Raw genomic sequence first — 22,311 nt, forward strand, 5'->3', positions numbered from 1 at the left:
GGCCCGGGTTTTCAAACTCACCATGACGCGCCTTGCAGCCTCCGAAAAATTGATCACGGTTCCGATCAAATCAGCCCGCCCGGGCAAATTTGTGTCGCGGCTCGCCGTGTTCCTGGCTGCCGCCGTTCTGGTCGCTCTCGCCGTGCCAACCGGCGTCGTAGCCGTGATCGAAGGCGTGGGTGCCCTGCCGCTTCCTTTCAACCTGCATCTGGTGAACGAAAAGCTACCGGGCATCTTCCAGATCCACATGCTCGCCTCCGGCGCGGCGCTGGTGCTGATGCCGGCCGTGATCGCGTTGCGCCGCTACCGTTCCTGGCATCGCCCGCTGGGACGCCTCACGGCCATGCTCGTGATCGCGGGCGCGCTCACCTCCTTTCCGGTCGCTTACGAAAGCACCTCCGTCCTCCCGGCCCGCATCGGTTTTGCCGCACAAGGGCTCGTCTGGCTCGCACTCATTGCCGAAGGTGTCCGCGCCATCCGCGCCAAGGACTATGCCCGCCACGCCACGCTGATGCTGGCCATGGCCGCGGTCGCCTCCGGCGCCATCTGGGTGCGCCTCACGACGGCGGCCGTCACTTCCTGGGACCTGCCGTTCGATCCCGTGTACGCGTGCGCCACGTGGCTTGGATGGCTGATCCCCCTGGCGCTCGTTCTTGCGTTGGCCCCTGCCCCGCTTCTTCCGCGCAAAATGCGCCAGCCGGCACTCGCCACATAGCACCCGCTCCGTTAGGGTCGGCCCGAGTTCAGAGGCTGACAAGAACGTTCCAATGACACCTTCGAAAGACATCGCGCGCCTCCTCGAGATCATGGCCGCGCTCCGTACGCCCGTGACGGGATGCCCGTGGGATCTCGAGCAGACGTTCGAAACCATCGCGCCTTACACCATTGAGGAGGCTTACGAGGTCGCGGACGCCATCGCGCGCCGCGACCTGCCGGACCTCAAGGACGAGCTGGGCGATCTTCTGCTGCAGGTCGCCTATCACGCACGCATGGCCGAGGAGCAGAGCGCGTTCGCATTCGGCGACGTCGTCGAGGCCATCACCGCGAAGATGATCCGCCGCCATCCGCACGTATTCGGCACCGAGGAGGAGCGCGCTGCCGGTGCCGCGCCCGGCTTCTGGACCAGGATCAAGGCCGAGGAGCGCGACGCGAAAGCGAAAGAGCGTGCTGCCTTGCCGGCTTCGCGCGAGCCGCGCTCTGCGGAGGCCCTCCCAACCGGCCGGCGTGGAGAGGGCCAGCTTGCCGATGTCTCGCTCGGTCTTCCGGCCCTGATGCGCGCCGTCAAGTTGCAGGACAAAGCAGCTAAGGTCGGATTCGACTGGCCGTCTCTGGCCCCCGTCTTCGACAAGATGCACGAGGAAATGGCGGAGCTGGAGGAGGTGGCCGGGCCCGCCGATCCGCGCGCGTCTGCACCCGATCGCAGCCCGGCGCTGACGGCGAAGATCGAGGAGGAGTTGGGCGATCTCCTCTTCGTGATGGCGAACGTGGCGCGTCACCTCAAGATCGATCCCGAGGCCGCCCTCCGCGCGGCAAACGACAAATTCACCCGCCGCTTCCGCCACATCGAGCAACGCCTGGCCGAGCAGAGCCGTACGCCGGAAAGCTCGACGCTCGCCGAGATGGATGCCCTCTGGGACGAAGCCAAGGCGCTGGAGCGCACGCCGGACCCATCCTGATCGGAAGAAGCCCGCTCTATCCCTTTGCGTGGCGGATGAATTCGGCGACGTGCTCGCGGCGCACGCCGAGACCGAGCACGCGCGCCGGAATGCGACGTAGAACCGGAAAACGCTGCATCAGGCGCAGCGCGAACGGCGGCGTTGGCTTCTCCTTCAACCGCAGCGTCGGCCCTATGATGTTGTTCTGCGCGGCAACCTGGATCGCCTGGATGACACGCGTCGGAAACATCCGGCGCGTCTGTACAGCTTCGAGATCGGACACGCTCACCGTTCCCTCCCGCAGCGGACGCGCGAGCTGGTTGGCCGCCGCCACCGCGTCCTGCACCGCGAGGTTCACGCCCACGCCGCCGATCGGACTCATGGCGTGGGCCGCGTCCCCTATGGCGAGAAAGCCGGGCCGGTACCAGGTCTTGAGCCGGTCCACCCGCACCGTCAGCAGCTTCACGTCGTCCCACGAGCGGATCGCCTTCAGGCGTTCCCGGTCGAAGGGACCGGCTTCGAAAATCAAGTCGCGGAAGGCTTCGATGCCCTTGGCTTGGATGTTGCCGAGCGCGCCTTTGGGAATGACGTAGGCGCACTGCCAATAGTCGCCGCGAAAGAGCTGCACGAGAATGTAACCGGCCCCGAACCGCCCCATGGTCTGATCGGAATCGTCCGGATGGGCCGGAACCTTGAACCAGAGCGCATCCATTGGCGCGCCGAGATCCTCGACGGTGAGCCCCGCCCTGTCACGGAGCACCGAGCCGCGCCCGTCCGCTGCGATCACGACATCGGCGAGAATGTCCCGAGAGGTGCCGTCGTCTCCCCTCGCCCGCACGCCGACGACGGTTCCGTCGGCCTCGATGACATCGGTGGCCTCGGTTTTCATCAGAACGTCGAAGCCCGGATAGCGCTTCCCCTCCTCCGCCAGGAAGTTGAGAAAATCCCATTGCGGCATGAGCGCGATGTACTTCGCCCGCACCGGCAAATGGGTGAAATCCGCGATCGCGACGGGCGTATCGCCGACGAGCCCGGTAAGCTTCTCCACCTTCTGGTGCGGAAGTTTCAGAAACCGGTCGAGCAACCCCAGCTCGTCCATGATGTCGAGCGTCGAGGGATGCACGGTATCGCCGCGAAAATCGCGCAGGAAATCCCCGTGCTTCTCGAGCACGATCACCTGCACGCCGGCACGCGCGAGAAGATAGCCCGCCATCAGACCCGCCGGCCCTCCGCCAGCAATGCAGCACTCGGTCTTGAAGGTCGTCATGGACGCGCGCCTCCGGTCCGCCTCCGGGATTGCGCAGTGTACTCCCTTTCAACGTGGACGGGGAGTGGCGGGCCCTACGCGCGAGACGGTCTCACGGCAGCGGGAGCCCGGCGCGCTTCAACTCGTGCATCAGCCTGAGCTTCTTCTCGGACGCGATCCGCACGCGCGCGGTCACGGTTCCTTCCTCGTCGCTCGCCTGTTCGAGCACGTCCCCATGCTCGTGCAGCCAGGCGATCAGACGGCCTTCTTTGGCGGGAACGGTCACGGTCATGATCTCGTCGCCCTGCCCAAGACGTGAGTCGATCCGGTCGAGCAGCTGGTCGAGGCCTTGTCCGGTCACCGCCGAGATCATGACCGGCTGCGGCGTGCGGAAGCGGGCTGCGGCCATCGCTTCGTCGCGGGCGTCGGGAGACAGGAGATCGATCTTGTTCCAAACCTCCAGGATAGATCCGTCGGCAGCGACGGTGTCGACGCCGAGATCCTTGAGCACCTGCTCGACGTCCTGCGCTTGAGCTTCCGTTTCCGCATGCGCGATGTCGCGCACGTGCAGGATGAGATCAGCCTCGATCACCTCTTCGAGCGTAGCGCGGAACGCGGCCACGAGTTGTGTCGGCAGGTCGGAAATGAAGCCGACCGTATCCGACAGAATGATCCGGCGGCCGGAGCGCAGCCGCACCTCACGCATGGTGGGATCGAGCGTTGCGAACACCTGGTCCATCGCCAGCACACCCGCGCCGGCCACGCGGTTGAACAGCGTCGACTTGCCGGCGTTCGTGTAGCCCACGATGGCAACGATCGGATACGGCACCTTCCGCCGTCCCTTGCGATGCAATTCGCGCGTGCGCACCACGCCTTCGAGCTCACGGCGGATCGCGATGATCCGCTCGTCGAGCATACGGCGGTCGAGCTCGATCTGCGCTTCGCCGGGGCCGCCGAGAAAGCCGCGCCCGCCGCGCTGGCGCTCGAGATGGGTCCAGGCACGGACGAGACGGCCCTTCTGATAGGTGAGATGCGCCAGCTCCACCTGCAGGCGGCCTTCCCGCGTCCGCGCGCGCCGGCCGAAGATTTCGAGAATGAGTCCCGTGCGATCCAGCACCTTCGCATTCCAGGCGCGTTCGAGATTGCGCTGCTGCACCGGGCTGATGGCGTGATCGACGATCACGAGCCCAACGGCCTTCTCGGCCACGAGCTCTTTGATCTCTTCCACCTTGCCCGATCCGAACAGCGTCCCCGGCTTCGGCTCCGCGATGGTGACGAGCCTGGCGTCGATCACATCGAGATCGATCGCCTCGGCAAGCCCCTTGGCTTCGGCGAGACGGTCCTCGGGCGAATGAAGCGAAGGCGCACGCTCGGCCCTGGAGCCGCCTCCCTCGAACGAGGCCGTGCGCAAACGCGCGAGCACAGGAACGAGCACCAGCGTCCGCATTGCGTCCGCCTGTGTCGTAGCCTGATCCTTGGAACCCTGCTCTTTAGGGTTATGCGCTGCCGGATTTGATCCCGGCTTCATCGTGCGGTCGATGGGACGTGCTCACCCTTGCTGACCGTCTGTCTCCGCTTCCATGAGATGGACCGGAGCACCCGGCATGATGGTCGATATCGCATGCTTATAAACGAGCTGCGAGTGACCGTCGCGGCGCAAGAGGACGCAAAAATTATCGAACCACGTCACGATGCCCTGTAGCTTGACACCGTTGACGAGAAAAATGGTGAGAGGCGTTTTGCTCTTGCGAACGTGATTGAGAAACGTGTCCTGAAGGTTCTGAGCGCGATCTGCGGCCATAGTTTGTTGCCTCTTCTTTTTTAGCCTCTTCGTGGACTTTGATCTTGGGCGTCGGTTGATAGCTCCGTCGTCACCCAACAAGCCATGGGCACGCCGAGCAACTCGTGACTCGGGAGCACCTAACATATCTTGATTGCAGGACAATAAGCGCGAGAACCGGCACGGACAACACGTAGAATTGATCTCAGTCGCACTCAGCGGGAAAATTCGACAGCCTGATGAAACTTTGAGCGCAGACGACGTGTCAGATCTCCAGGATAACCGTTGCCAATGGACACTCCATTGATCCTCACAACGGGCATTACGGTGCCGGAAGCTGACGTAATGAACGCCTCTCGCGCCGAAATTGCTTCGTCAACGGAGAAGGGGCGCTCTACGAGCGGGATATTTTCCCGACTGAGGACGTCAAGAAGTGATCTGCGCGTGACGCCGGGCAGGATTGCATTTCCGGTGGGTCTCGTGATGAGCGTGCCAGCCTTGTCGACGATCCAGGCGTTGCTGGAAGCCCCCTCCGTAATGAAACCGTCGGAATCGACCAGCCACGCTTCCTGAGCGCCATCGGCCGCCGCGGCTTCCTTGGCGAGCACGGCGGGCAGCAGCATGACCGTCTTGATGTCGCAACGTCCCCAGCGGATGTCCGGCATGGTCTTCACGGCGATGCCGCCTTCCGCCCGGGCTTCCCGCTTGGTGCCGTCGACGCGGCGAGCGAGGCACACCACCGTCGGGCTCGTCGCGCCAGCCGCCGGAAAAGGAAAATCGCGGGGCGCGGTCCCGCGCGTCACCTGCAGATAGACGAGGCCCGTCTCCACGCGATTGCGCCGGATGACCTCGCGCAGAATAAGCCCCAGGGCCCGGCGGGACATCGGCAGCGGAATACGCAGTTCACCGAGCGAGCGCTCGAGGCGGTCCATGTGGCGCGTCTCGTCGACGAGACGTCCGCCGTTCACCTCGCACACCTCGTAGATCGCATCGGCAAACTGGAAGCCCCGATCCTCCACGTGAACGCCGGCCTCGGCATAGGGAAGATACCGCCCATTGACGTAGACGACGCGCGTCATGCCCTGCCCCTTGAATGAGATGTCGAACGCCGCGCTCCCCACTCGCCCGGAAGCGATTTGCATTCGCTTCCGACCCCTCCCCGGCGGGGAGAGGCGATAAAATAACGCCGCCTATTCACCTCTCCCGAAGGATGCATTCGCATAGCTCTGTCCATGTCTGATGCAGCAGCGTGACCGGATCCCGACCTCCGTCGGGATGACGTTTATAGTGGGTCGACCGATCGCCGAAATTCGACGTCACACCGGCGAAGGCCGGTGCCCAGACACGTCTCAAAGATTACGCCAAGGTATCCCTCTTGAGAAAAATAGATGTGTAGGCGGGCAAGGCGGAACGCTCGCCTCAGCCGATCTTCATCTCGGCGCCGCGCTGATCCGACGAGACTCCGAGCGCGCGCAGCTTGCGATGCAGCGCCGAGCGCTCCATGCCGACGAACTCTGCCGTGCGCGAGATGTTGCCGCCGAAGCGGTTGATCTGCGCCAGCAGGTATTCACGCTCGAAGATCTCGCGCGCCTCGCGCAGCGGCAGCGACATCAGATGCTCCGCACCGCCGTTCACCGGCAGCGGCACGTTGGAGCCGATCTCCTCCGGAAGCATGTCCGCCGTGATCACCGCGCCGGGATCGCCGCCCGCGAGGATCATCAGGCGCTCGATGTTGTTACGAAGCTCGCGCACGTTGCCCGGCCACTCGTGCGCCTGCAGAACAGCGATCGCATCCTCGCCGATGCGGCGCGGCGAAAGCCCGGACGCCTGCGAAAGCTGAGTGACGAAATACTGGATGAGGTCGGGAATGTCCTCGCGCCGCTCCGCGAGGCTCGGCACCCGAAGCGGCACCACGTTGAGGCGATGATAGAGGTCCTCGCGGAAACGGCCCTCACTCATGTCGCGCTCGATGTCGCGGCTGGTCGAGGAGACGATGCGGACATCGACCGAGACCTTCTGCGCGCCGCCGATGCGCTGGAATTTCTGCTCGACCAGCACGCGCAGCACCTTGCCCTGCGTCTCGAGCGGCATGTCCGCCACTTCGTCGATGTAGAGCGTGCCGACATGCGCTTCCTCGAGCGCGCCGACCTTGCGCGGCCCGCCCGAGCGATCCTCGGTGCCGAACAGCTCCTCCTCCACGCGATCCGGCGCCATCGAGGCCGCATTGAGCACGATGAACGGCCCGTCCGCACGATGCGATTTCTGGTGCAGGAGCCGCGCAGCCAGCTCCTTGCCGGCGCCCGAGGCGCCACGGATCAGAATGCGGCTGTTGGTCGGTGCAAGACGATCGATCGCGCTCTTGAGCTGGTTGATCGCCGGCGACTTGCCGATCATTTCCGCCGAGACCGTCGAGCGCTCCTTGAGCTCGCGCACCTCGCGCTTGAGCTGCGAGGCTTCGAGCGCGCGCAGCGTCACGAGCACGAGGCGGTCCGCCTTGAACGGCTTCTCGATGTAATCGTAAGCGCCTCGCTTGATCGCCGTGACGGCCGTCTCGACGTTGCCGTGTCCGGAGATGATGACGACCGGCAGGTCCGGATAGGTGCGCTTGATCACCGACAGCACTTCGAGGCCGTCGAGCCTGCTGCCCTGCAGCCAGATATCGAGAATGACGAGCTGAGGACGGCGCTCCTCGATGATGCGCAGCGCCTCGTCGCTGTCACGGGCGAGCCGCGTGCGATGTCCCTCGTCCTCGAGAATGCCCGCGACCAGTTCTCGGATATCCGCCTCGTCATCGACGATCAGGATGTCTGCAGCCATCTCTCAACTCCTCAAAGCAATCTTTGTTCGCGTCAAATCTCTCGGCCCCCGGCCGCGCGCTTGGGCTCGATCTCCTCCGCTTGCGACCCGGCCTGAGGTGTCAGGATCGAAAGCGGAAGCGAGAGCGTCACGCGCGCGCCGGAGCTGCGTGTCGGGGTCACGGGGGCGTCATCCAGGATGAGCTGCCCGCCGTGCTGTTCGATAATTTTCTGTACGATGGCGAGCCCAAGGCCCGTGCCCTTGTGGCCCTTGGTGGTCACATAGGGCTCGAGCAGGCGGGAGCGGTTGGTCTTCGGAAGGCCTGGACCGTTGTCCGACACCTCGATCGCCACCATCGTGTTATCGATGCGCACTTCCACGTCTACCCGTCCCTGGCGTCCGGGCTCCGCATCCGCCGCGGTCTCCACCGCCTCGGTTGCGTTCTTCACGAGGTTGGTCACCGCCTGCGTGAGAAGCCGGCGGTCGAAGGAGGCGAGAAGCGGCCGCTCGGGAAGCTTGAGGCCGTAGACCACGCCGCCGTGGCTTTCCCGGAACAGGATCACGGAATCCTGCACCGCGTCCTTGAGATCGTTGTTCTCCATGACGGGCTTCGGAATGCGCGCGAACGAGGCGAACTCGTCCACCATCGTCTTGATGTCGCCCGCCTGCCGTTCGATGGTCGCGGTGAGCTTGTCGAACGTCTCGCGGTCGTCGACGATCACCTTGCCGTACTTGCGCCGGATGCGCTCGGCCGAAAGAATGATCGGCGTGAGCGGGTTCTTGATCTCGTGCGCGATGCGCCGCGCCACGTCCGCCCAGGCCGACGTGCGTTGCGCCGAAACGAGCTCGGTGATGTCGTCGAACGTCATGACCGAGCCCACGTCGCCCGGCCCCGCCCGCTCGCGCGTGACACGCACCGCGAACGTGCGCTCGTCGTCGCCGATGGTGACCGAAATCTCCTGAGCTCCGCGCACCTTGAGGCCCTGCTCGTCACGCCGTTCGAGCGCGGGCGCGAACATCGGCAACGCCTCGACGAGCTTCTTTCCGACGACGGCGGCCTCGGTGGTGGCAAGAAGCTCCTCGGCCGCGCGCGAGACGAGTGTGATGCGATCCTGGCTGTCGAGGCCGATCACGCCAGCCGACACACCCGACAGCACCGCCTCCATGAAACGGCGCCGGTCCAGAAGCTGCTCGTTGGCCATCACGAGCGCGTCGCGCTGGTGTTTCAGCTCCCGCGTCATCGTGTTGAAAGTTGTAGAGAGGCGGCGGAGATCGCCCTCGCCGCGCCGCTCGGGCAGTTCCACGGCCAGGTTGCCGCGCGAGACCTGTTGCGCGGCCGCGATCAGGCGGCGAATGGGGGAAACGAACCGGCTCGCGAACCAGAGGCCGACCCAGATGGCGGCCAGCAGCGCCGTCATCGAGATCATCGTGTAGATGAGGCCGTGCGCGAACTTGAGACCGCCGCGCGCCGCACGCAGCCGGTTGTACTCGTCGACGCTCTGCGCCGTTCGCTGCAAATGCCCTACGACCTTCGGGCTCAGAAGCCGCGAGACATAGAGGAAACGGTCCGGATAGCGGCTGAGCTTCGCGACGCCCGATACCTGCGCGGTGCCGGAGGGCGTGAACAGCGCCACTTGCCCGTTCTTCGCTTGAGCCAGATACGGATAAGGCACCGGCGTGAACGGCTGAGCCTGATCCTCGAGCGCGGCGATGACGGGATCGCCGTTGGCATCGATCACATAGGCTGCGGGAATGTCGCGCAGACCCGCCTGCGCGATGATGTGCTGCCGGAATTCGGGCGAGTCCGCCGGAATATGGTCGGCCGCGGAATCGACGTCGCGAACCATGTTCGCGAGATCCGTGCGCAGAAGCTGTCCGTGCTCGTCGACGTAGGCCTGCGCCACCTCCACCGAGTTGTTGATGATGGCGCGGGTTCGCGTCGAGAACCAGCTATCGAGCGAGCGCGAGAACGTGGTGGTGGCCGCGACTGCGAGCAGCATCGCGGGCAGCGCCGCGATGATCGAGAACAGCAGCACGATGCGCACGTGCAGACGGGCGCCCGCGAGCTTGGCGCGCCACGCGCGCCACATGCCGTAGCCCTGCCACGCGATCACCGCGATCATTGCGGCGATCAGAATGAGATTGATGAGCAGCGCACCGAGCACGATGTCGTCGCGCGGCGCGACAGGCGTGAGACCCGTCAGGATGAGATAGGTCGCAAGCGCCGAGATGAGCGAAAGGACGACGACGACGAGTCCCGTCCAGAACGCGCGGTCGGTGAGGTCCAGGAGCGGAGACGCAGCACCGTCCGTCCACTCGGCCTCGCTCGTGGTGCCTCTACCGCCCATTCTACCTTCCGTTACTGCTGTGCACACGAACTCTGCGCGAGTGTTACTCTCCGACCACGAACATTCGCGGCGGACGCAGCATTCTTGCCATTTCGGCAACGGCCCTGACGTGTGCCGGGCACAAGTGACACTGTAACTGTGACATTCCTGCGACGCAATTGGTGCGACTTAACGACTTGTGTGCAAGCCTGCAACGCGTCCTGTTGCGAAACGCGTTGCATAGGCGATGGCATGGAGCCACGGACTCGAGCCTGGGCCTGCACGAGACCATGCCTTGTTGCGACCGTCGCATTTCCGGCATCGCCCACAAACTGAACGTCATGCCGGCATCATGGCGAAGCCGTGCTCCGCACGGACCCGGCACCCATGCAAGCTTTAGCCCGCGCTTCTTTTTGGAGGGTCGCAGCGCAGACGGACACGTCCAGGCGCAGGCCCGCGTCTGGACACGAGAGGAGAAGGCCCCGCCCCCCTACGGCATCGGCGTCCTGAACACGCGAATGTCGAGCGCCTTGATGCGGCTGCGAAGCGTATTGCGGTTGAGGCCCAGGAGCTCCGCCGCCCGGATCTGATTGCCCCGCGTCGCCGTGAGCGCCGCCGACAGAAGCGGATACTCCACCTGCCGGATGACCCGGTCATAGAGCCCCGGCGGCGGCAGCTCCTTGCCAAAGCCCGCGAAGTACTGCGCGAGATAACGCTCCACCAGCTCGGTGAAGTCCTTCGGCTCGCTGTCGGACGTCGCGCTACGCTTGGGCAGAACCTCCGCCAGCTCCTGCTCGATGATCTGCTGGGTCAGCGTATCCTGGGTATAGAGCGCCCCGACGCGCCGTACGAAGTTTTCGAGCTCGCGCACGTTGCCGGGCCACGGATGCGCCTTGAGCCGCTCGATCGCCGCCGTCTCGATGGATTTCTGGCCGAGGCCTTCGCGTGCGGCCTGACGCAGAAAGTGCCGGACGAGATCGCCGATGTCCTCCACGCGCTCACGCAGAGGCGGGAGGCGAAGCGGCACCACGTTCAGGCGATAGTAGAGGTCCTCACGGAAGAGCCCCTGCTGGATCTGGCTTCTGAGATCCCGGTGCGTCGCCGCGATGATCCGCACGTTGGTCTTGATCGGCGTACGCCCGCCCACGGTTGTATACTCGCCCTGCTGCAGCACGCGCAGAAGGCGCGTCTGGGCTTCGAGCGGCATGTCGCCGATCTCGTCGAGGAACAGCGTGCCGCCTTCGGCCTGCTCGAAGCGGCCGGGCGTACGCGTCTGCGCGCCCGTGAACGCACCCTTCTCGTGCCCGAAAAGCTCGCTCTCGATCAGCTCGCGCGGGATGGCCGCCATGTTGATGGCGACGAACGGCCCCTGCCGGCGCTTGCCGTAATCGTGCAGCACGCGCGCCACGAGCTCCTTGCCCGTGCCGCTCTCGCCCTGGATCGTAACGGTGAGGTCGGTCTGGGTGAGGCGCGCGAGCGCGCGGTAGATCTCCTGCATGGCGGGCGAGCGGCCGATCAGCGGCAGCTCCTCGCTCTCCATCTCGGGTGACGTGGCCGCGCGCGGACGACGTCCCTGTCCCGCGAGCGCACGTCCGACGACCGCAACCACCTCAGAAAGGTCGAAGGGTTTCGGCAGATATTCGTAAGCCCCCTTCTCTGCCGCCGTCAGCGCCGTCATCAGCGTATTCTGCGCGCTCATCACGATGATCGGCAGCTCGGGCCGGGCCTTCTTGATGCGCGGGATGAGATCGAAGGCGTTTTCGTCGGGCATCACCACGTCGGTGATCACCACGTCGCCCTCGCCCTGGCTTACCCAGCGCCAGAGCGTTGCGGCGTTTCCGGTCGCGCGCGGCGCATACCCGGCTCTCGCGAGCGCCTGGTTCAGAACCGTGCGGATCGCGGTGTCGTCGTCGGCAATGAGAACGGTGCCACGGGCCATCGGGGTCAACCTCTCCTGTCGTTAGCGGGAACGGGCCGCGGAACGGCGCCATCTTTTCGTGTGCGGTCTTGCATCGGCAGGAGAACGCGAAACACCGTACGCTTGGCCTCGCTGTCGCATTCGATGATGCCGCCGTGATCGCCGATGATCTTGGCGACGAGCGCGAGGCCGAGACCCGTGCCGTTATGCTTGGTGGTGACGAAGGGATCGAAGAGATGCGGCTTCATGTGGTCGGGAACGCCCGAGCCGTTGTCCTCGATCTGGATCATGAGAGGCAGGCTGATGCGGGCATCCGTTCCTGGAACCGAAAGCCGCACGCCCGGCCGGAACGAGGTCTGCATGATGATGCGCCCCTGCCCGTCCTCGTTGTCGCCGATCGCTTCCGCAGCATTCTTGAGAAGGTTCAGGAACGCCTGCACCAGCTTGTCGCGATTGCCGGGAATGGGCGGCAGCGAGGGATCGTAATCCTCGATGATGCGCACGCCGCGCGCGAAGCCCGATTCCCCGAGCCTGCGCACATGATTGAGAACGTCGTGAATGTTGACCGGCTCCTTGGTGAGCGGCCGCTCGTCGCCGAACACCTCCATCCGGTTCACGAGATTGCGGATGCGCTCCGTCTCCGAGCAGATGAGCTGCGACAGCACACGGTCTTCGTCCGAGAGGTTCTGCTCGAGAAGCTGCGCCGCGCCCTTGATGCCTGACAGCGGGTTCTTGATCTCGTGCGCGAGCACGGCCGCCATGCCCGAGACCGACCGCGCCGCCGCCCGGTGCGTGAGCTGCCGCTCGATCATCTGCGCCATGGAGCGCTGCTGAAGCATGATGACGATGAGATGAGCGCCCTCGCTCATCGGACCGGCGTAGACGTCGACCAGCTTGGGCGCCGCGAACTTCGGGCTCGCCATCTCGACGCCGTACTCGTTGACCGTCGACCCGCCTTCCCGCACCTGCTGGACGAGGGCGAGCAGCGGACAGCCGAAGGCGACGAGGTCGTCGAGCTTGAAGCGCGTGAGCATCGTGGTGCTGGTGGAGAGAAACGATTCAGCCGCCGCGTTGCCGTAAACGATCCGGTTGTCGTCCGTGATCACGAGGATCGGATGGGGCAGCGCCGCGAGCAGCAGATCGTGCTCCACGATGGGCCCAGGAAACGGAATGGTACGCTCGGCAGCGATCTTGCTCACGCAGCTCTCTCCAAAACCTCGACCTCCGGCGCATCTCCGTAGAAGGCATCGAGCAGCTCCAGCACGCGCACGGAGTTCGTTTCCGTGCAGAGCCGCTGCCGCCACGCCTTGAGCGAGCTGGCTCGATGGCCGCTCGTCTCGAGATACCAGCCGATGTGCTTACGGGCGTTACGCAGCCCGATGAATTCGCCGTAGTGGGCGAGCATGGCTTCCACATGCGCCCGCGCGATCCGCCCCTGCTCCGCGAGCGGGGGAGCGGCCGTCTCGGTGTCGGCGGCGAGCGCGGACGCGATCCGCCCGAGAAGCCAGGGCGCGCCGTAGGCCGCCCGCCCGATCATCACGCCATCCGCGCCGGACTGAGAGAGCGCCGTGCGCGCATCCTCGACCGTGCCGATGTCTCCATTGACGATGACCGGAATGGAAACCGCCTCTTTCACGGGGCGGACGGCCGACCAGTCGGCCTTACCTTTGAAGAATTGCTGACGCGTGCGCCCGTGCACGGTGAGGAGCTGAACGCCCGCCGCCTCGGCGCGACGCGCAAGCTCGGGCGCATTGCGAGACCGGTCGTCCCAGCCGAGCCGCATCTTGAGCGTCACCGGCACTTTCACGGCGGCAACGACTGCCTCGATGAGGCCCAGCGCGTGATCGAGATCCCGCATCAGGGCGGAGCCCGACGCCTTGCCCGTCACCTCGCGCGCCGGGCAGCCCATGTTGATGTCGACGATATGCGCGCCCTTCGCCTCCGCGATCCGCGCCCCTTCCGCCATCCAGCGGGTGTCACAGCCAACGAGTTGCATCACAAAGGGAGTGAGATCACCACCCTCGGCACGACGAAGCACGTCGGCCCGGCTTTGCACCAGCTCCGCGCTCGCCACCATTTCAGAAACGACGAGTCCGGCGCCGAACCCGTGGGCGAGCTGCCGGAACGGCAAATCGCTGACGCCCGTCATGGGAGCCAGAAACACATTGTTTGCAATGGGTTGATTGCCGATTTTGAGTGAAGTCAAAGCCGAGTATCCCGCTTTTGCCTATATCTTGATCACTTCTACTCGGTGCCTTGGATTTAGGCACACTATGCTGCCCGCCACGATTGTGCAAGCGCGAAGCGCAGCCGGGAGATTGCCCAATTGCCGCGCCGCGGGCTAAGTGCCCTCGACTTGAAACCATCCGGAAGTGAGATCCGTGACAGCAGCAGCCTTGATCGTAGCCGCCGGCCGCGGCGCCCGAGCGGCCCGGGACGGGCTGGCGCCTAAGCAATATGCACCCCTCGCCGGCCGCCCGGTTCTTGCGCACGCCATCGCGGCCTTTGAGGCCTGCCCCGGCATTTCCAGCATCACGGTGGTCATTCATCCCGACGACCGCGACCTCTACGCGGCGTCTGCGCCGAAGAGCGCCAGCAAGCTGAAGCCCCCGGTGCCCGGCGGCGCCACCCGCCAGGACTCCGTCCGCCTCGGGCTGGCGTCTCTCGAACGCGAGGCACCGAGACACGTGCTGATTCACGACGCGGCCCGCCCCTTCGTCGCGCCCGAGACGATTGCCCGCGTGCTGGCCGCGCTCGAGACCCATGAGGGCGCACTTGCCGCCGAGCCCTTGGCCGACACCTTGAAGCGCGACCGGGGAGACGGCACCGTCTCCGAGACCGTTCCGCGCGCTGGCCTCTGGAAGGCGCAAACCCCGCAGGGGTTCCGCTACGCTCCTATTCTCGCCGCTCACGGCCGCGCAGCCGCCCAAGGGCGCACCGACTTCACTGACGACGCCGCCATTGCCGAATGGGCGGGCATCGCCGTCACGCTCGTCGAAAGCCCGAGCCGCAACTTCAAGCTCACGACCCAAGAGGACCTGATCATGGCCGAACAGCTTCTCCGACCCGAAGCGCCCCTCTGGGAACCCCGCACCGGAACCGGCTTCGACGTCCACGCCTTCTGCGAGGGCGATCACGTCTGGCTCGGCGGCGTGCGCATCCCCCACGATCGCGGCCTTCTGGGCCACTCGGATGCCGACGCCCCGCTCCACGCCCTCACAGACGCCCTGCTGGGAGCCATCGGAGACGGCGACATCGGCCAGCACTTTCCGCCGTCGGACCCCGCCTGGAAGGGCGCGCGCTCGCGCGTATTCGTCGAGGACGCCGCCGCCCGCATTGCCAAGCGCGGCGGACGCATCACCAACGTCGACGTCACGATTCTCTGCGAGGCGCCGCGCATCGGCCCCCACCGCGACGCGATCCGCAACGCCATCGCGGACATGCTCGGCATCGCGCTGACACGTGTGGCCGTAAAAGCAACGACCACAGAGCAGCTCGGCTTTACGGGCCGCAAGGAGGGCATCGCAGCCCTCGCCTCGGCTACGGTGTTGCTTCCGGCTTGATAAAGCCCGCCTTATCCTCAGCCCAATTCCAAGCGCGCGTTGACCCCCCCGCCAGAATCGCGGCATCACCGGGACAGGTGGTTGTATGACCAAAAGCGATCCCGGGGGGCCAACTCCATGAACCTGATGCACACTCTTGAGCGTCCCGCGACGGGCGACACCGGCGGCGCCAATATTTCCGACATCGCCGAGACCACGGCGGCGACGTGCTTGGCGACCCGCGTTCGCCAGCTCTCGCGCATCATCACGCGTCTCTATGACGACGCCATGCGCCCGCTGGGCATTACCGCCAGCCAGTACACGCTGCTCGCGCAGCTCGCCTCGCGCGACGGCATCACGGCCGTCGAGATCGGCCACGAGCTGGACATCGAGAAGTCGACGCTCTCGCGCAACCTGAAGCGCCTTCTCGCACTCAGCATGATCATCATGGATCCGCCCGCAGGCCGCCGCGGCCGCGGATTGCACCTGACGCCCAAGGGCCAGGCCGTGCTCAAGGACGCTTACCCCGTCTGGCAGGCTGCGCAGGCCCGCTCGGTTGCCGTCATGGGCGTCGAAACGCGCGCCAAGCTCGACGAGCTGCTGCGTCTCGCCGAAAAGCTGATCGCCGAATAGGCCGCGCGTTCCGTTGCGGACATCCCAACGATTTGACTAGTCTCAACGAGGCGCCCCACAAGGAGCGCCTCGTTTTCTTTGGCGGATGCCGGACGGAAAAGAGGCTGCCATGTTCACGCCGGAGCTTGTCACCGAAGCGGAGCGTCTGCTCGCCGGGCTGAGAGCGCGCCGCTGGAAACTGGCGACTGCGGAAAGCTGCACCGGCGGGCTGATCGCAGGCCTCTTCACGGAGATCGCGGGCAGCTCCGACGTTTTCGAGCGCGGCTTCGTCACCTACTCCAATGCCGCAAAGATCGGCGATCTCGGCGTCGACTTCGACACCCTCTATCGCCACGGCGCAGTGAGCGCCGAGGTGGCGAGGGAAATGGCGGCCGGCGCCCTGCGCGCCTCCGCCGCCGATGCCGCCGTCGCCGTGACGGGGATCGCGGGGCCTGCGGGAGGATCAGCGGAGAAACCGGTCGGCCTCGTCCATATCGGACTCGCGCTTCGCGGCAAGCCTGCCCTAAGCCGCGAATTCCGCTTTGGAAATCTGGGCCGCTCGGAAATCCGGCTGCAGACAGTCACCGAGGCGCTGGCCATGCTGGCTCGTGGTCTTGCGGCTTGAGGAGAAGGCGGGAAGCGGGAAAAATGTAGCGAGATGGCAACCGCTAGGCGCCCGACTTCGTATATGCTCGTGAGAAAGTCCGAACGCCGCGCGCCGCGGCTTGGTCTCGGCCTGCTATCCGTGACGCAACGTTGAGGTGCGCCTTGCAAAGCCTCCGCCGACCCCTTTTTCTGACGGCAATCCTCGCCGTGATGGCCAGCATCGCGCCCCTCAACGCAGCAGATCTGACCGCCCGGCAGGTGACGGAGCAGCTCTACAAAGCCGCTCCCGACAGCGGCATCGATTTCAGCGGCCGCAATCTCGAGGGTCTCGACTTGGCGGGGCTCGGCTTCAAGAAGGCGCGCATGGCGGAAGCGGACTTGTTCGGCGCCGATCTCAGCGGCGCGGATCTGACCGACGTGGATCTCAGCAAGGCCCGTCTCGACCGCATCATCGCCATCGGAACGCGCTTCGACCGCGCAAACCTTGCTGGAGCGAGCCTCCTGCGCCCCACGACCACCTCGTCTTTCGAAGGCAGCAGAGGCGAGGCCCCGAGCTTCTCCGGCGCCGATCTCACCAAGGCCCGCATGTTCGGTATCTTCAGCGGCGGCAATTTCGCAGGCGCCAAGATGACCGGCGTCTCGCTCGCGCCCTTCAACAACACCGGTTTCATCGAGATGCTGTGGCGCTCGAAGCTCGAGTCCGCCGACCTGGGGGGCACTGACCTCTCCGGCGCCGATCTCACCCATGTCTCGCTACGCTTCGCCAACCTCAAGGGCGCCAACCTCAAGGGCGCCATCTTGCAGAACGCCGACCTGTCCCACGCCGATCTCACGGGGGCGGACCTTACCGGCGCCAATCTCAGCCACGCCGATCTCGACAGCACCAAGCTCACCGGTGTCAAAGGTCTCGATACGGCGTCCGGCATGGCCACGGCGCTGAACCGCGAAAAAGCCATCAACTGACCTGCGATCCGAAAGCTACACTCAAGCGGACGCGGGCGATCCGTAGAGCTTGCGCGCCCGCCCCTCGAACGCGTCCGTGTAGCTGCGCACGGCTTTGTCGAACGCCGCGCCCACGATCAGCGACAGCATCGCCGAGCGAAACGCGTAATCGATCGAGAAGTGCACGTCAGCGCCTCCGTCCGCCGGGGTGAAGCGCCACTCGTTCTGGAGATGGCTGAAGGGCCCGTCGAGGTGGCGCACCCGGATGAGGCTCGCCGCCCGATCGAGCGTCACGTGCGTCGTAAAGCGTTCGGTGATCGATTTGTAGCCCACCGTCATGGTGGCCGTGAGCTCATCGCCGCTCGCGCTGCGCTCAAGCACGGTCAGCCCCTCGCAGAGCGGCAGGAACTCCGGATAGCGCTCGACGTCGGCGACCACGTCGAACATCTGCTCGGGCGTAAAGGAAACGCGCCGGACGGTGCGGAAACTCGGCAAAGGCAAACCTCGCAAATCCCGAGACCATGATCCCGGCCGCGCCGGCGCCATCGCCCGCATAAAAGTTGCAGCTACGCGGTGCGCGCAGCCTTGAGGCGGCGGAAGTCGTCGCCCGCGTGATAGGACGAGCGCGTCATGGGGCTCGCCGCCACGACCAGGAAGCCCTTGGCGAGCGCGATCCTCTTGAGATCTGCGAACTCGTCGGGCGGCACGTAGCGCTTCACCTCGGCATGCTTGGCCGATGGTGCCAGATACTGCCCGATGGTGAGAAAATCAACGTTGGCGCTGCGCAGGTCATCCATCACCTGCAGGATCTCGTCGCGCGTCTCTCCAAGGCCGACCATGAGGCCCGACTTGGTGAACAGGGTCGGATCGATCTCCTTTGCGCGCTGCAGGAGACGCAGCGAATGGAAGTAGCGCGCACCGGGCCGGATCCGCACGTAGAGCCCCGGCACGGTTTCGAGGTTATGGTTCAGCACATCCGGCCGCGCGCGCACCACCACGTCGAGAGCGCCGTCCTTGCGCAGGAAGTCCGGGATCAGAACCTCGATGCTGGTCTGCGGTGCGCGAGCCCTCACCTCTCCGATCACATCGCGGAAATGCGCGGCCCCGCCGTCAGGAAGATCGTCACGATCGACCGACGTGATCACCACGTGCTCGAGCCCCAGTGCCGACACCGCATCCGCGACGCGCACGGGCTCGCCAGTATCGAGCGGGCGCGGCAGGCCCGTCGCCACGTTGCAGAACGCGCACGCGCGTGTGCAGATCTCCCCCATGATCATCATGGTGGCGTGCTTCTTCTGCCAGCACTCGCCGATGTTAGGGCAGCCCGCCTCCTCGCACACCGTCGCGAGGCCATGCTCGCGCACGATCTTGCGCGTCGACAAAAACCCGTCGGAGGATGGGGCGCGGACGCGAATCCACGGCGGCTTGGGCAGCATCGGCCGATCGGGCCGGTGCGCCTTTTCTGGATGGCGCGGACGCGAGCCGTCGCCTGGAGACATCCGCTTATCGATGAGAGTGACCATGCCGATCCCGTCCGAGCCGGATTCGCGTTTTCCGCGAGCTTAAAGCGGAAAGCGCCGCGATGCGAGCGATAGCACCCGCTTCACGGCGCCCACCATAGTACATCCGTGCATGACGCGGCGGATCAGCGCCCGCCGAGGAAGCGCGCCACGATGACGACGATCAGCGCGCCCACAGTCGAAACGACGATCTGGTTGCCGTAGGGCACGATCGCATCGAAGTCGTAGGGAAGGGTCAGAAGGCCGGCCGACACGAGGTATCCGCCGAGCACGGCGCCGATCAGGCCGACCAGGAGGTTGCGGATGAGCCCGCCGCCACCGAGCAGAAGCCCGGCGAGCCAGCCTGCGACCAGGCCGTTCAGGATCATGATGATCCAGACCTTGTTGTCGGTTGCGAATTGTACGTAATCCATCAAAAGCTCCCCATCAGCGAACCACGCGTGCCGGGTCGTTGTGCCCGTCCATCTCCGGGTTGCTGCGGCGCGAGATTAGAGCGCTTCCCGGTAGCTGGGAACCCGTATTCCGAGCGCGTATCCGGCCGAAAAAGAACGCGTAGAGACGCCCCCGCGTTATCCACGCGAGCTTTCAGGCAAGCCGCCACAAACGAGAGCGAGCGAGCCCGTGGCTAAACGTGACAGCGAGCGCCGAGGTAGTCGTTGAGGAGGCGATTGTAGAGATCGGCGTCGGCCTTCTGCTGGCCGCTGAGCTTTTTGCCGGAGGCTTCGGCCTGAACAGACGACGGAACGCCCTTCGCGTCGAGGCGATTGAGCTGCTGCTTGATGGACCCGCAGCTCTCGCCGTTCGCCAGCGCCTTGCCGCTGGGACCGTTTCCGCTTCCCGACGCGCAACCGCCGACCGCGACCGCCGCTCCCAACGCACCGAGCAAAACGACACGCACTGCGCCGCCGCGCATCATCGCAGTCATGGATTGGAAGCCCTCTCGAAGCATTTAATCGACGCGGTACGTTAAGATTTTCGACGGAGCTGTTGAACCCCTGGCCGCTCTAATCAAGGCTTTCGCGCAAAAGTGTGGCCAGGATGCAGCAGTGGCCGCAATCCCGGTTCAAAAGTCGAAAACTCTTCCTACGAAAGCCGGAATTCCCCCGCTTGCAGCCGACACAGAAGGCGCATCCGGCACGGGGGACCGGATACGCTCAGAGCCTGGAAGGTCAAACCCGGAAAGCCGCCAGCACGGGGCCGTGCGGACGGCGATTCGTACCAGCTTACTGCTGCTGCTGAACGACCGGCGGAGCGATGTTGGCTCGCGGCGTGTTGGCAGAGACCACCTGGGCGGAGTTCGCTGCCGGAATGCCCGGCGTGACCTGCGCCGTCGTCTGGACGACGGGCTTCGGCCCGAACGCGGAGCACTTGGCCTGGAATTCGGCGTTCGCCTTGTCGAGTTCGGCCGCCTGGGCCAGCGAAGCGCGCTTGACGGCAACCGTGGAGGTTTTGCCCACCGACGCCTTCTCCAGCCGATCGGTCACGCCTTCCTTGCGCAGCATGTCGATGCGCTGGGAGAGCGAGTAGCAGGCCGGATCGACCTTCGGCGCGGCAGCAACTACCGGAGTCGCGCCGGCATTCGTGCCGATGGATTGGGTGGTGAGCGACGTGCCGAGAATGCCGCCATCCGACGAGCATCCGGCAAGCAGTGTCGCGCCCAGTGCAGCAAAGACGAGAGTTGCTGACGATTTGAACATGATGTCCCCCGTGACGTACTGCTATGGCATGTGTTGCCTGTACGTGCTCTTGGTCTACGTTCGAGTCCGAGCCCGTCACAAGAAGCCCCCCATAAAATGCCCGTGCATTGAGCAAATTGACAGGGTCGAATCTGTGGAAACACAGCCCACGTGGCGATCCGGCCACAAGGTTCCGCAAGGCGTTGCAAGTAAAACCGAAATATTGAACGGCTCGCGGACTGAAATCCGCGAATCAGCACATGGCGAACACATGGAGCCCAGGGCCGGGCCTGCCTGGATGCATCGAAAAACGGCTGAACCTGCGCGCGCTCCGGTCGAAGCCCGAGGCGACGTGCGCCACCTTAGCGGGGCCGCCCAAGCAGCTCGAGGGCCGCTTTCACCACCTGCTCCGCGCCGGGAAGCGCGGCAGCCTGCAACTCTCCCGCGTACGGCATCGGAACTGCCGCGCCGGCAAGGCGAACGGGCGCGCACTTGAGAGATGCGAACGAGCGGCTGGCGATGGAGGCCACCAGCTCCGCGCCGATGCCGCCATCCCCCCAGCCCTGCTCGAGCGTCATGAGGCGCCCGGTCCGCGCCACTGAGGCGGCCACCGCGTCACGGTCGAGCGGGCGCACGCACATGAGGTCGATGACCTCGGCCTCGATCCCCTCCGCACTCAACCGGCCGGCCGCTTCCAGCGCGCCGAAAACCGCGTGACCGATGGCGGCGATCGTAAGATCCGAACCGGCGCGTGCGATCCGCGCGGCGCCGAGCGCGCCACCTTCTGCGACATCGCCTTGCTCGCGCGTCGCATAGAGCTGGTCGTGCTCAAGCAGCGCAACGGGACCGGGATCGCGGATCGCCTGGGAGAGCAGCGCATAAGCCGCACACGGCGTCGCAGGTTGCGCGACCTTGAGCCCCGGAATGTGCGCGAGCTGCGCGGCGACACAGCGCGCATCCTGCCCCGTCATCCCAGGCACGAACCCGTTCGGCCCGCGGAACACGATGGGCACCGGCAGCTTGCCGCCCGAGAGATAGAAGGTCTCCGCAGCGCTTGCGAGATAGGCGCCGAGGGAGTCGATCGAGCGCCCCCAATGAGAAAGCTCCACCACGGGCTTGAGGCCGGCCATCGCCGCGCCCACCGCAACGCCGAACAAGGCGTCCTCGATGGGGGGAACGGAGACGACGCGCGACGGACCGAACTCGTCGAGCAGCCCCTGCGCCACCTTGGGCGCGCCCCGGTTCTGCGCAACGTCCACGCCAATCAGGAACACGTCGGGATCGCGACGCATCTCTGCGGCGAGCGCATCGCGCAAAGCCTCGCGATAGCTGCGGCCCGCCGTCTCGGCCGAACGAGGCGGCGCCGGCGCGAGATCCGGCAGCGGATCGAGAGACGCGAACCCTAGCGGCTGAGCGAGCCCCCGCGCTGACAGGGGTTTTTGCTGCACGCCCGCCAGCACGATCGCGATCGGCGTGTTGACCTTCACGCCCTCTGTCCCTGCGGGAACCAGGATGCGCTCGACGTGGCCTTCGTCCTCGGCCTCGATCTCGAGCGTGGCGGTCGGCGTGGCGATTTCCACCAGAACGTCGCCCGCGGCCACCTGCTGCCCTTCCGCGACATGCCAGCGCGAAATCTTGCCGTCCGTCATGGAGGGCGTCACGATCGGCATGAGGATTTCTCGACGCATTTC

Annotated in this window: 21 protein-coding genes; 6 read left to right on the forward strand and 15 right to left on the reverse strand. The window is 65.5% G+C overall.

Going from position 1 to position 22,311, the window contains the following annotated elements:
- The first annotated feature begins 22 nt into the window (after window positions 1–22).
- Together F812_RS0119640 and mazG are read left to right on the forward strand one after the other, a co-directional pair.
- Window positions 23–715 carry a DUF2306 domain-containing protein gene (locus F812_RS0119640; protein ID WP_020087690.1) on the forward strand — a complete coding sequence of 231 codons (693 nt, stop codon included), beginning with the start codon at window positions 23–25 and terminating at the stop codon, window positions 713–715.
- 52 nt (window positions 716–767) lie between these two features.
- Window positions 768–1,676: a nucleoside triphosphate pyrophosphohydrolase gene (gene mazG / locus F812_RS0119645; protein WP_020087691.1), complete on the forward strand. Its 909-nt coding sequence runs from the start codon at window positions 768–770 to the stop codon at window positions 1,674–1,676.
- Between the two features lie 16 nt (window positions 1,677–1,692).
- On the opposite strand, the gene F812_RS0119650 is transcribed toward mazG, so the two are convergent.
- The 9 genes from F812_RS0119650 to dusB all read right to left on the reverse strand — a co-directional run bounded on the left by F812_RS0119650 (window position 1,693) and on the right by dusB (window position 13,928).
- Window positions 1,693–2,922, reverse strand: a complete 1,230-nt coding sequence (locus tag F812_RS0119650) for an FAD-dependent oxidoreductase (RefSeq protein ID WP_020087692.1) — start codon at window positions 2,920–2,922, stop codon at window positions 1,693–1,695.
- Window positions 2,923–3,013: 91 nt separating this feature from the next.
- Window positions 3,014–4,348, reverse strand: coding sequence for a GTPase HflX (gene hflX / locus F812_RS0119655; RefSeq protein ID WP_020087693.1), 1,335 nt, complete (start codon window positions 4,346–4,348; stop codon window positions 3,014–3,016).
- Between the two features lie 102 nt (window positions 4,349–4,450).
- The gene (hfq, locus tag F812_RS0119660; protein WP_020087694.1) at window positions 4,451–4,702 is read right to left on the reverse strand and encodes an RNA chaperone Hfq; all 252 of its coding nucleotides are present in this window, start codon (window positions 4,700–4,702) and stop codon (window positions 4,451–4,453) included.
- 194 nt (window positions 4,703–4,896) lie between these two features.
- Window positions 4,897–5,760 carry a D-amino-acid transaminase gene (locus tag F812_RS0119665; RefSeq protein WP_026868291.1) on the reverse strand — a complete coding sequence of 288 codons (864 nt, stop codon included), beginning with the start codon at window positions 5,758–5,760 and terminating at the stop codon, window positions 4,897–4,899.
- Between the two features lie 340 nt (window positions 5,761–6,100).
- The gene (gene ntrX, locus F812_RS0119670; protein WP_020087696.1) at window positions 6,101–7,498 is read right to left on the reverse strand and encodes a nitrogen assimilation response regulator NtrX; all 1,398 of its coding nucleotides are present in this window, start codon (window positions 7,496–7,498) and stop codon (window positions 6,101–6,103) included.
- A gap of 32 nt (window positions 7,499–7,530) precedes the next feature.
- Window positions 7,531–9,825 (reverse strand): sensor histidine kinase NtrY-like, encoded by a 2,295-nt coding sequence (locus tag F812_RS0119675; protein WP_020087697.1) that lies wholly within the window; start codon window positions 9,823–9,825, stop codon window positions 7,531–7,533.
- A 469-nt stretch (window positions 9,826–10,294) separates the two neighbouring features.
- Entirely contained in the window at window positions 10,295–11,743 is a 1,449-nt protein-coding gene (gene ntrC / locus F812_RS0119680) for a nitrogen regulation protein NR(I) (RefSeq protein ID WP_020087698.1), read from the reverse strand.
- 5 nt (window positions 11,744–11,748) lie between these two features.
- The gene (locus F812_RS0119685; RefSeq protein WP_020087699.1) at window positions 11,749–12,921 is read right to left on the reverse strand and encodes a two-component system sensor histidine kinase NtrB; all 1,173 of its coding nucleotides are present in this window, start codon (window positions 12,919–12,921) and stop codon (window positions 11,749–11,751) included.
- Window positions 12,918–13,928, reverse strand: coding sequence for a tRNA dihydrouridine synthase DusB (gene dusB / locus F812_RS0119690; RefSeq protein ID WP_280647629.1), 1,011 nt, complete (start codon window positions 13,926–13,928; stop codon window positions 12,918–12,920). The genes F812_RS0119685 and dusB overlap by 4 nt, the downstream gene beginning before the upstream one ends.
- Window positions 13,929–14,103: 175 nt before the next feature.
- Here dusB and F812_RS0119695 point away from each other — a divergent pair, with 175 nt between their 5' ends.
- The 4 genes from F812_RS0119695 to F812_RS0119710 all read left to right on the forward strand — a co-directional run bounded on the left by F812_RS0119695 (window position 14,104) and on the right by F812_RS0119710 (window position 17,445).
- Entirely contained in the window at window positions 14,104–15,285 is a 1,182-nt protein-coding gene (locus tag F812_RS0119695) for a bifunctional 2-C-methyl-D-erythritol 4-phosphate cytidylyltransferase/2-C-methyl-D-erythritol 2,4-cyclodiphosphate synthase (RefSeq protein WP_156827568.1), read from the forward strand.
- Window positions 15,286–15,402: 117 nt separating this feature from the next.
- Window positions 15,403–15,897, forward strand: a complete 495-nt coding sequence (locus F812_RS0119700; RefSeq protein ID WP_020087702.1) for a MarR family winged helix-turn-helix transcriptional regulator — start codon at window positions 15,403–15,405, stop codon at window positions 15,895–15,897.
- A 109-nt stretch (window positions 15,898–16,006) separates the two neighbouring features.
- Window positions 16,007–16,501, forward strand: coding sequence for a CinA family protein (locus F812_RS0119705; RefSeq protein WP_026868293.1), 495 nt, complete (start codon window positions 16,007–16,009; stop codon window positions 16,499–16,501).
- A gap of 191 nt (window positions 16,502–16,692) precedes the next feature.
- Window positions 16,693–17,445, forward strand: a complete 753-nt coding sequence (locus F812_RS0119710; RefSeq protein WP_020665394.1) for a pentapeptide repeat-containing protein — start codon at window positions 16,693–16,695, stop codon at window positions 17,443–17,445.
- A gap of 21 nt (window positions 17,446–17,466) precedes the next feature.
- Here F812_RS0119710 and F812_RS0119715 read toward each other — a convergent pair whose 3' ends face one another.
- From F812_RS0119715 to F812_RS0119740, 6 genes are all read right to left on the reverse strand, one after another.
- On the reverse strand, window positions 17,467–17,919 hold the full coding sequence (locus F812_RS0119715) for a type II toxin-antitoxin system RatA family toxin (protein ID WP_026868294.1): 453 nt from the start codon (window positions 17,917–17,919) through the stop codon (window positions 17,467–17,469).
- Window positions 17,920–17,990: 71 nt separating this feature from the next.
- Window positions 17,991–18,947 (reverse strand): lipoyl synthase, encoded by a 957-nt coding sequence (lipA, locus tag F812_RS0119720; RefSeq protein WP_020087706.1) that lies wholly within the window; start codon window positions 18,945–18,947, stop codon window positions 17,991–17,993.
- A 122-nt stretch (window positions 18,948–19,069) separates the two neighbouring features.
- Window positions 19,070–19,357, reverse strand: coding sequence for a hypothetical protein (locus F812_RS0119725; protein ID WP_020087707.1), 288 nt, complete (start codon window positions 19,355–19,357; stop codon window positions 19,070–19,072).
- 212 nt (window positions 19,358–19,569) lie between these two features.
- Window positions 19,570–19,869, reverse strand: a complete 300-nt coding sequence (locus tag F812_RS0119730) for a hypothetical protein (RefSeq protein ID WP_245257724.1) — start codon at window positions 19,867–19,869, stop codon at window positions 19,570–19,572.
- Between the two features lie 298 nt (window positions 19,870–20,167).
- A complete protein-coding gene (locus F812_RS0119735; RefSeq protein ID WP_020087709.1) occupies window positions 20,168–20,641 on the reverse strand; it encodes a YgdI/YgdR family lipoprotein in 474 nt (157 codons plus the stop codon).
- Window positions 20,642–20,982: 341 nt separating this feature from the next.
- Window positions 20,983–22,308 (reverse strand): transketolase C-terminal domain-containing protein, encoded by a 1,326-nt coding sequence (locus F812_RS0119740; RefSeq protein ID WP_026868298.1) that lies wholly within the window; start codon window positions 22,306–22,308, stop codon window positions 20,983–20,985.
- Between the last annotated feature and the right edge of the window lie 3 nt (window positions 22,309–22,311).

Source organism: Hyphomicrobium zavarzinii ATCC 27496 (genome assembly GCF_000383415.1).
Lineage (GTDB): Bacteria > Pseudomonadota > Alphaproteobacteria > Rhizobiales > Hyphomicrobiaceae > Hyphomicrobium_C > Hyphomicrobium_C zavarzinii.

Coding starts and splice junctions, on each gene's coding strand:
- F812_RS0119640 (WP_020087690.1), top strand. CDS start 23: ATGACGCGCCTTGCAGCCTCCGAAAAATTGATCACGGTTCCGATCAAA.
- mazG (WP_020087691.1), top strand. CDS start 768: ATGACACCTTCGAAAGACATCGCGCGCCTCCTCGAGATCATGGCCGCG.
- F812_RS0119650 (WP_020087692.1), bottom strand. CDS start 2,922: ATGACGACCTTCAAGACCGAGTGCTGCATTGCTGGCGGAGGGCCGGCG.
- hflX (WP_020087693.1), bottom strand. CDS start 4,348: ATGCGGACGCTGGTGCTCGTTCCTGTGCTCGCGCGTTTGCGCACGGCC.
- hfq (WP_020087694.1), bottom strand. CDS start 4,702: ATGGCCGCAGATCGCGCTCAGAACCTTCAGGACACGTTTCTCAATCAC.
- F812_RS0119665 (WP_026868291.1), bottom strand. CDS start 5,760: ATGACGCGCGTCGTCTACGTCAATGGGCGGTATCTTCCCTATGCCGAG.
- ntrX (WP_020087696.1), bottom strand. CDS start 7,498: ATGGCTGCAGACATCCTGATCGTCGATGACGAGGCGGATATCCGAGAA.
- F812_RS0119675 (WP_020087697.1), bottom strand. CDS start 9,825: ATGGGCGGTAGAGGCACCACGAGCGAGGCCGAGTGGACGGACGGTGCT.
- ntrC (WP_020087698.1), bottom strand. CDS start 11,743: ATGGCCCGTGGCACCGTTCTCATTGCCGACGACGACACCGCGATCCGC.
- F812_RS0119700 (WP_020087702.1), top strand. CDS start 15,403: ATGAACCTGATGCACACTCTTGAGCGTCCCGCGACGGGCGACACCGGC.
- F812_RS0119705 (WP_026868293.1), top strand. CDS start 16,007: ATGTTCACGCCGGAGCTTGTCACCGAAGCGGAGCGTCTGCTCGCCGGG.
- F812_RS0119710 (WP_020665394.1), top strand. CDS start 16,693: ATGGCCAGCATCGCGCCCCTCAACGCAGCAGATCTGACCGCCCGGCAG.
- lipA (WP_020087706.1), bottom strand. CDS start 18,947: ATGGTCACTCTCATCGATAAGCGGATGTCTCCAGGCGACGGCTCGCGT.
- F812_RS0119725 (WP_020087707.1), bottom strand. CDS start 19,357: ATGGATTACGTACAATTCGCAACCGACAACAAGGTCTGGATCATCATG.
- F812_RS0119730 (WP_245257724.1), bottom strand. CDS start 19,869: ATGACTGCGATGATGCGCGGCGGCGCAGTGCGTGTCGTTTTGCTCGGT.
- F812_RS0119735 (WP_020087709.1), bottom strand. CDS start 20,641: ATGTTCAAATCGTCAGCAACTCTCGTCTTTGCTGCACTGGGCGCGACA.
- F812_RS0119740 (WP_026868298.1), bottom strand. CDS start 22,308: ATGCGTCGAGAAATCCTCATGCCGATCGTGACGCCCTCCATGACGGAC.